Origin of the sequence: Promicromonospora sp. NPDC060271, assembly GCF_042726755.1 — a bacterium.
Taxonomy (GTDB): domain Bacteria; phylum Actinomycetota; class Actinomycetes; order Actinomycetales; family Cellulomonadaceae; genus Promicromonospora.
Window position 1 is genome coordinate 24,091 of record NZ_JBHXBG010000060.1, and the last position, 6,000, is coordinate 30,090.

Annotated in this window: 5 protein-coding genes; all 5 read left to right on the plus strand. The window is 70.2% G+C overall.

The genetic code is table 11. The features are described 5' to 3' along the window. The first annotated feature begins 3 nt into the window (after positions 1–3). Complete coding sequence (gene coaE, locus ACFWE2_RS11465; protein ID WP_377224352.1) at positions 4–633, plus strand: dephospho-CoA kinase; 630 nt, start codon at positions 4–6, stop codon at positions 631–633. A 43-nt stretch (positions 634–676) separates the two neighbouring features. Next, positions 677–1,363, plus strand: coding sequence for a pyroglutamyl-peptidase I (locus ACFWE2_RS11470; RefSeq protein WP_377224357.1), 687 nt, complete (start codon positions 677–679; stop codon positions 1,361–1,363). A 95-nt stretch (positions 1,364–1,458) separates the two neighbouring features. Beyond that, positions 1,459–3,573, plus strand: coding sequence for an excinuclease ABC subunit UvrB (uvrB, locus tag ACFWE2_RS11475; RefSeq protein WP_377224353.1), 2,115 nt, complete (start codon positions 1,459–1,461; stop codon positions 3,571–3,573). Between the two features lie 126 nt (positions 3,574–3,699). Beyond that, positions 3,700–4,671: an NAD(P)-dependent alcohol dehydrogenase gene (locus ACFWE2_RS11480; RefSeq protein WP_377224354.1), complete on the plus strand. Its 972-nt coding sequence runs from the start codon at positions 3,700–3,702 to the stop codon at positions 4,669–4,671. A gap of 255 nt (positions 4,672–4,926) precedes the next feature. Then, the gene (locus ACFWE2_RS11485; RefSeq protein WP_377224355.1) at positions 4,927–5,955 is read left to right on the plus strand and encodes a TerC family protein; all 1,029 of its coding nucleotides are present in this window, start codon (positions 4,927–4,929) and stop codon (positions 5,953–5,955) included. The last annotated feature ends 45 nt before the right edge of the window (positions 5,956–6,000 follow it).

The following is a 6,000-nucleotide window of genomic DNA, read 5'->3' on the forward strand; positions in this document are numbered from 1 at the left end:
AACATGTTCCGCATCGGACTCACCGGAGGAATCGCGGCCGGAAAGTCGGTAGCGACGGCACGCCTGGCCGAGCTCGGCGCCGTCGTCATCGACCACGACCTGCTGGCGCGGGAGGCGGTCGCGCCAGGATCGGTGGGCCTCGCCGCGATCGTCGAGGCGTTCGGCGACGTCGTCCTGACGCCGGACGGCGCACTCGACCGGCCGGGGCTCGGCGCCCTGGTCTTCGCCGACGCGGCTGCCCGCAGCCGGCTGAACGACATAGTGCATCCGGAGGTGCGGCGGCTCTCGGCGGAGCGGGAGGCCATGTCGGCCGCCGCGGACCCGACCGCCGTCGTCGTGCACGACATCCCGTTGCTCGTGGAGACCGGGCAGGCCGAGCACTTCCACCTGCTGGTCGTCGTGCACACGCCCGCGGAGCAGCGGGTGCGCCGGCTCGTCGAGGGCCGCGGGCTGAGCGAGGAGGCCGCGCGCTCCCGGATCGCGGCGCAGGCCGGCGACGACGAGCGGCTCGCCGTCGCGGACTTCACCCTGGACGGTTCGGGCAGCGAGGACAATCTACGCGCACAGGTGGATACCCTGTGGCAGCGCGTGGCCGAGGAGGTCGCGCAGGAGGCGGAGGCAGACTCCGCGTGATCCGGCCGGCGTGATCCGCACGGCCCGGTGAGGAGCGTGCGTGATGAAGGTACTGGTCACAGGGTTCGAGCCGTTCGGCGGTGACGCCGTCAACTCGTCGGGCGACGCGGTGGCGGCCCTCGCGGCGCGCTGGACGGGCCCCGACGAGCTGGTCACGGCCATCCTGCCGGTCGAGTTCGACCAGGTCCGCTCGGCCGACGGTCTCCTGCTGCGGCTGCTCGACGAGCACGCGCCCGACGTCGTCCTGGCGGTCGGCCTGGCCGCAGGCGTCACCCAGGTGCGGGTCGAGCAGGTGGCGATCAACCTCATGGACGCCCGGATCCCCGACAACGGCGGTACCCAGCCCGTCGACGCCCCGGTCGCCGACGGCGGCCCCGACGCCCGGTTCACGACCCTCCCGGCCAAGGCCGCCGTCGCCGCCGTCCGCGCGGCGGGCATCCCCGCAGGCGTCACGTACAGCGCCGGCACGTACGTCTGCAACGCCGCGTTCTACGCGCTGCAGCACGCGCTGGCCGAGCGGCCGGGCGTGCTGTCCGGCTTCGTCCACGTGCCGCGCACCACCGAGGAGGTGGGTGGAGACGCCGCGGCGTCCGCGCTGTCGGACGGCGGCGAGCCGCACCTCCCGCTCGAGTCGCTCGCCAGCGCCCTGGAGATCGTGGTGCGCACGGCGCTCGCCACGGCCCGCGGTGAGGCGGTGGAGCCGGCCACGCCGGCGGGCGCGTTGCACTGACCCCGACGAGTCAGACGTACAGGTCACCCGAGTGACCTGTACGTCTGACACGTCGGGGGCGGGGGAGTGTCAGTGGTGGGTCGTACGGTAGTCACATGCGACCCGTGACCGATCTGCAGCGCACGGTGGCCCCGTTCGAGGTCATCTCCGAATATCAGCCGGCAGGCGACCAGCCGACGGCGATCGCCGAGCTGGCCGAACGTATCCAGGCCGGCGAGAAGGACGTGGTGCTGCTCGGCGCCACGGGTACCGGCAAGTCGGCGACGACGGCCTGGCTCGTCGAGAAGCTGCAGCGGCCCACCCTCGTGATGGCGCCCAACAAGACGCTGGCCGCGCAGCTCGCCACCGAGTTCCGGGAGCTGCTGCCCAACAACGCCGTCGAGTACTTCGTGTCGTACTACGACTACTACCAGCCCGAGGCGTACATCGCGCAGTCGGACACGTACATCGAGAAGGACTCGTCGATCAACGACGAGGTGGAGCGGCTGCGCCACTCCGCGACCTCGTCGCTGCTCACGCGGCGCGACGTCGTCGTGGTCGCGTCGGTCTCGTGCATCTACGGCCTGGGCACGCCGCAGGAGTACGTGGACCGCATGGTCCGCCTCGACGTGGGTGACGTCGTGGACCGCGACAAGCTGCTGCGCCAGTTCGTGACCATGCAGTACACGCGCAACGACATGTCGTTCACGCGCGGGACGTTCCGGGTGCGCGGCGACACCGTCGAGATCATCCCGGTGTACGAGGAGCTCGCGATCCGGATCGAGATGTTCGGCGACGAGATCGAGTCGATCCAGACGCTGCACCCGCTCACCGGCGACGTCGTCCGCAACGAGCAGTCGATCTACGTGTTCCCGGCCACGCACTACGTGGCAGGCCCGGAACGTATGGAGCGGGCCATCGGCGGCATCGAGAAGGAGCTCGAGGGCCGGCTGGCCGAGCTCGAGAAGCAGGGCAAGCTGCTGGAGGCGCAGCGGCTGCGCATGCGCACGACGTACGACATCGAGATGATGCGCTCGATCGGCACCTGCGCGGGCATCGAGAACTACTCGATGCACATCGACGGCCGCGAACCGGGCACGGCGCCCAACACGCTGCTCGACTACTTCCCCGAGGACTTCCTGCTCGTCATCGACGAGTCCCACCAGACGGTGCCCCAGATCGGCGCCATGTACGAGGGCGACGCCTCGCGCAAGCGCGCGCTCGTCGACCACGGCTTCCGCCTGCCGAGCGCCTTGGACAACCGCCCGCTGAAGTGGGAGGAGTTCACCGAGCGCATCGGGCAGACGGTCTACCTGTCGGCCACCCCGGGCGACTACGAGCGCTCGCTGTCGGACGGGGTCGTGGAGCAGGTCATCCGCCCCACCGGCCTGGTGGACCCCGAGGTGATCGTGAAGCCGACGACCGGCCAGATCGACGACCTGCTGGGCGAGATCAGGGACCGGGTGGACCGCAACGAGCGGGTCCTGGTGACCACCCTGACCAAGAAGATGGCCGAGGACCTCACGGACTACTTCCTGGAGCGCAACGTACGGGTGCGCTACCTGCACTCGGACGTGGACACCCTGCGCCGCGTCGAGCTGCTGCGCGAGCTGCGGCTCGGCGAGTACGACGTGCTGGTGGGCATCAACCTCCTGCGCGAGGGCCTGGACCTGCCGGAGGTGTCGCTCGTGGCGATCCTCGACGCCGACAAGGAGGGCTTCCTGCGCTCGGGGCGGTCGCTCATCCAGACGATCGGCCGTGCGGCCCGCAACGTGTCCGGTCAGGTCCACATGTACGCGGACAAGATCACGCCCGCCATGCAGATGGCGATCGACGAGACCACGCGGCGGCGCGAGAAGCAGGTGGCCTACAACACCGAGCGCGGCCTGGACCCCCAGCCGCTGCGCAAGAAGATCGCGGACGTCACCGACATGCTCGCGCGCGAGGACCTGGACACCCAGGAGCTGCTGGCCGGCGGGTTCCGGAACAGCCGCAAGGCAAAGGGTGAGGGCCGGGGCGCGCGGGTGCCCGGCAGCCCGAAGGAAGGCTCGACGACCGGCAACCGGCTCTCCGGGGCAGCGGCGAGCGAGCTGGCCGAGCTCATCCAGGAGCTCACCGACCAGATGCACGCGGCGGCCGCCGAGCTGCAGTTCGAGGTGGCGGCGCGGTTGCGCGACGAGGTCTCGGGGCTCAAGAAGGAGCTGCGGCAGATGCAGGCGGCGACCGCGTAGGGCGGGTTCGGCGAGCGGGAGCCGAGTTCATCCACGCTGATCCTTGACCTGCTCACAGGCCCGGAGGACCCTGATCCCGCAGGGGTGCAGCGCACGTCCGGGAGCGTGACAGGCCAGGAGGCCGTGATGCGAGCACTCACACAGGACAGCTATGGCTTGGACGCCCTCGCGGTGCGAGACATCCCCGAGCCGCTCCCCGCGAAGGGGCAGGTCCTGGTCCGGGTGAGCGCCGCGGGGGTCAACCCGTACGACTGGCACTTCGCGGCGGGGCAGCCGATGATCGCCCGCCCGATGATGGGCGGGCTCGGCGGCCCCCGTCCGCAGGTCCGGGGCGCCGACCTGTCCGGAGTCGTCGTGGCGGCGGGCCCCGGTGTCACCGCGTTCGCGCCGAGCGACGAGGTGTTCGGGTTCGGGGCCGCTGGAACGTTCGCGGAGCACGCGGTCGCGGACGCCACCCGGATAGCGCACCGTCCGGCCGACCTCACCCATACCGAGGCCGCCGCGCTGCCGATGGCGGCCGTCACGGCGCTCCAGTTCCTGCGCGCGGCGGGGCTCACGGCCGGGCAGCGCGTGATGATCACGGGCGCCGGTGGCGGCATCGGCCACTTCGCCGTGCAGATCGCCGCCGCGTGGGGCGCGCACGTGACGGGCGTGTGCAGCACGCGCAACGTCGCGATGGTGCGCGAGCTCGGCGCCTCCGACGTCATCGACTACACGCGCGAGGACGTCACGGCGGGCGAGCCGCGCTTCGACGTCGTCTTCACGAACGCCGGCCGGTACCCGTTGCGTGCGCTCGGCCGCGTCGTCGTGCCGGGCGGGCTGATCCTCGCCAACGACGGGAGCAAGGCGGGTCTGCTCGGCTCCATGCCCGACCTGCTGGCGGCGCCGCTGGTGGCGCGGTTCCGCCCGTACCGGGCGATGAGCGTCTCGGCATCCGAGAACGCTGCGGACCTCGCGGTGCTCGCCCGGATGGTGGACGACGGCGCCCTGCTGCCGATCGTGAGCGCCACGTACCCGCTCGACCGCGCGGTCGAGGCGATCCGGCAGGTGGCGGGCGCCGGGCACGCACGCGGGAAGCTGGTCGTCACCCCCCTCTGACGAGCGGCCACGGGCGTTCGGGAACAAGCGCGGCGTCCCGTATGCTTCCCTCCGTTGGAGGGGAGTACCTCATAACGGCTTGGTCGTCATCACAGCTGCCGATGACGTCAGCTCGGCCTGGCCGGCTCGTGGTGCGTCAGCGTCTGATCTCGGTCAGGCTGGTGCACGGGCGAGCGAGGAAGACCTCCGGTGCCCTGCTGTACACACCGGAGGCTCGAGGCTGTCGCGCGTTCCTCCCCGTTCCGGAAGGAAACAATGGTCCACGAACTACCCGTGACGTTCGAGGTGATCTCGCTCGGGGCGATGCTCGTCCTGCTGATCGCCGACCTCCTCATCGTCGGCCGTCGTCCGCACGTGCCGTCCGTGAAGGAGAGCGCCATCTGGGTGAGCTTCTACGTGGGGCTCGCCGTGATCTTCGGTGGGATCGTCTGGGGCGTCGGTGGCATCACTCCGGCCGCGGAGTTCTACGCCGGCTGGCTCATGGAGTACTCCCTGAGCGTCGACAACCTCTTCGTGTTCGTCATCATCATGGCCCGGTTCGCGGTGCCGCGTGAGCAGCAGCAGCGGGTCCTCATGGTCGGCATCATCATGGCGCTGATCTTCCGTGCCGCGTTCATCCTCGCGGGGGCGGCGCTGATCGAGCAGTTCACGTGGCTCTTCTACATCTTCGGCGCGTTCCTCATCTACACGGCGATCCAGCAGGCGATGCCCGAGTCGCCCGAGGAGCACGACGACTACAAGGAGAACGCCCTCATCCGCCAGATGCGGAAGGTTCTCCCGCTGCACCACCAGTACGACGGCGCGAAGCTGCGGACCGTGGTCGACGGCCGCAGGCTCTTCACGCCGCTGATCATCGTGTTCCTGGCCATCGGCTCGACGGACGTCCTGTTCGCGGTCGACTCGATCCCCGCCATCTTCGGCATCACCAGGGATCCGTTCATCGTGTTCGCCACCAACCTGTTCGCGCTGATGGGTCTGCGGCAGCTCTACTTCCTGCTGGGCGGCCTGCTCGACAGGCTGGTGTACCTGCCCTACGCGCTCTCGGCGATCCTCGGCTTCATCGGCGTCAAGCTGATCCTCGAGGCGCTGCACACCAACTCGATCCCCTGGATCAACGGTGGCCACGGCTTCCACTGGGCACCCGAGATCCCGATCTGGCTGTCGCTCACGGTGATCGTCGTGTCACTGGCGGTCGGCACGATCGCGAGCCTCGTCAAGTCCGCCCACGACGAGCGGGTGGAGGCGGCGAAGGAGCGCGAGCCGTCGGAGGAGTCCTCGAAGTAGGCGTACAGCAGGTAGCCGTACAGCAGCCATACAGCGGGCCGGCGG

Bases quoted from the DNA above. Each gene is read 5' to 3' on its own strand.
- ACFWE2_RS11480 (WP_377224354.1), top strand. From the start codon at position 3,700: ATGCGAGCACTCACACAGGACAGCTATGGCTTGGACGCCCTCGCGGTG.
- uvrB (WP_377224353.1), top strand. From the start codon at position 1,459: ATGCGACCCGTGACCGATCTGCAGCGCACGGTGGCCCCGTTCGAGGTC.
- ACFWE2_RS11470 (WP_377224357.1), top strand. From the start codon at position 677: ATGAAGGTACTGGTCACAGGGTTCGAGCCGTTCGGCGGTGACGCCGTC.
- coaE (WP_377224352.1), top strand. From the start codon at position 4: ATGTTCCGCATCGGACTCACCGGAGGAATCGCGGCCGGAAAGTCGGTA.
- ACFWE2_RS11485 (WP_377224355.1), top strand. From the start codon at position 4,927: ATGGTCCACGAACTACCCGTGACGTTCGAGGTGATCTCGCTCGGGGCG.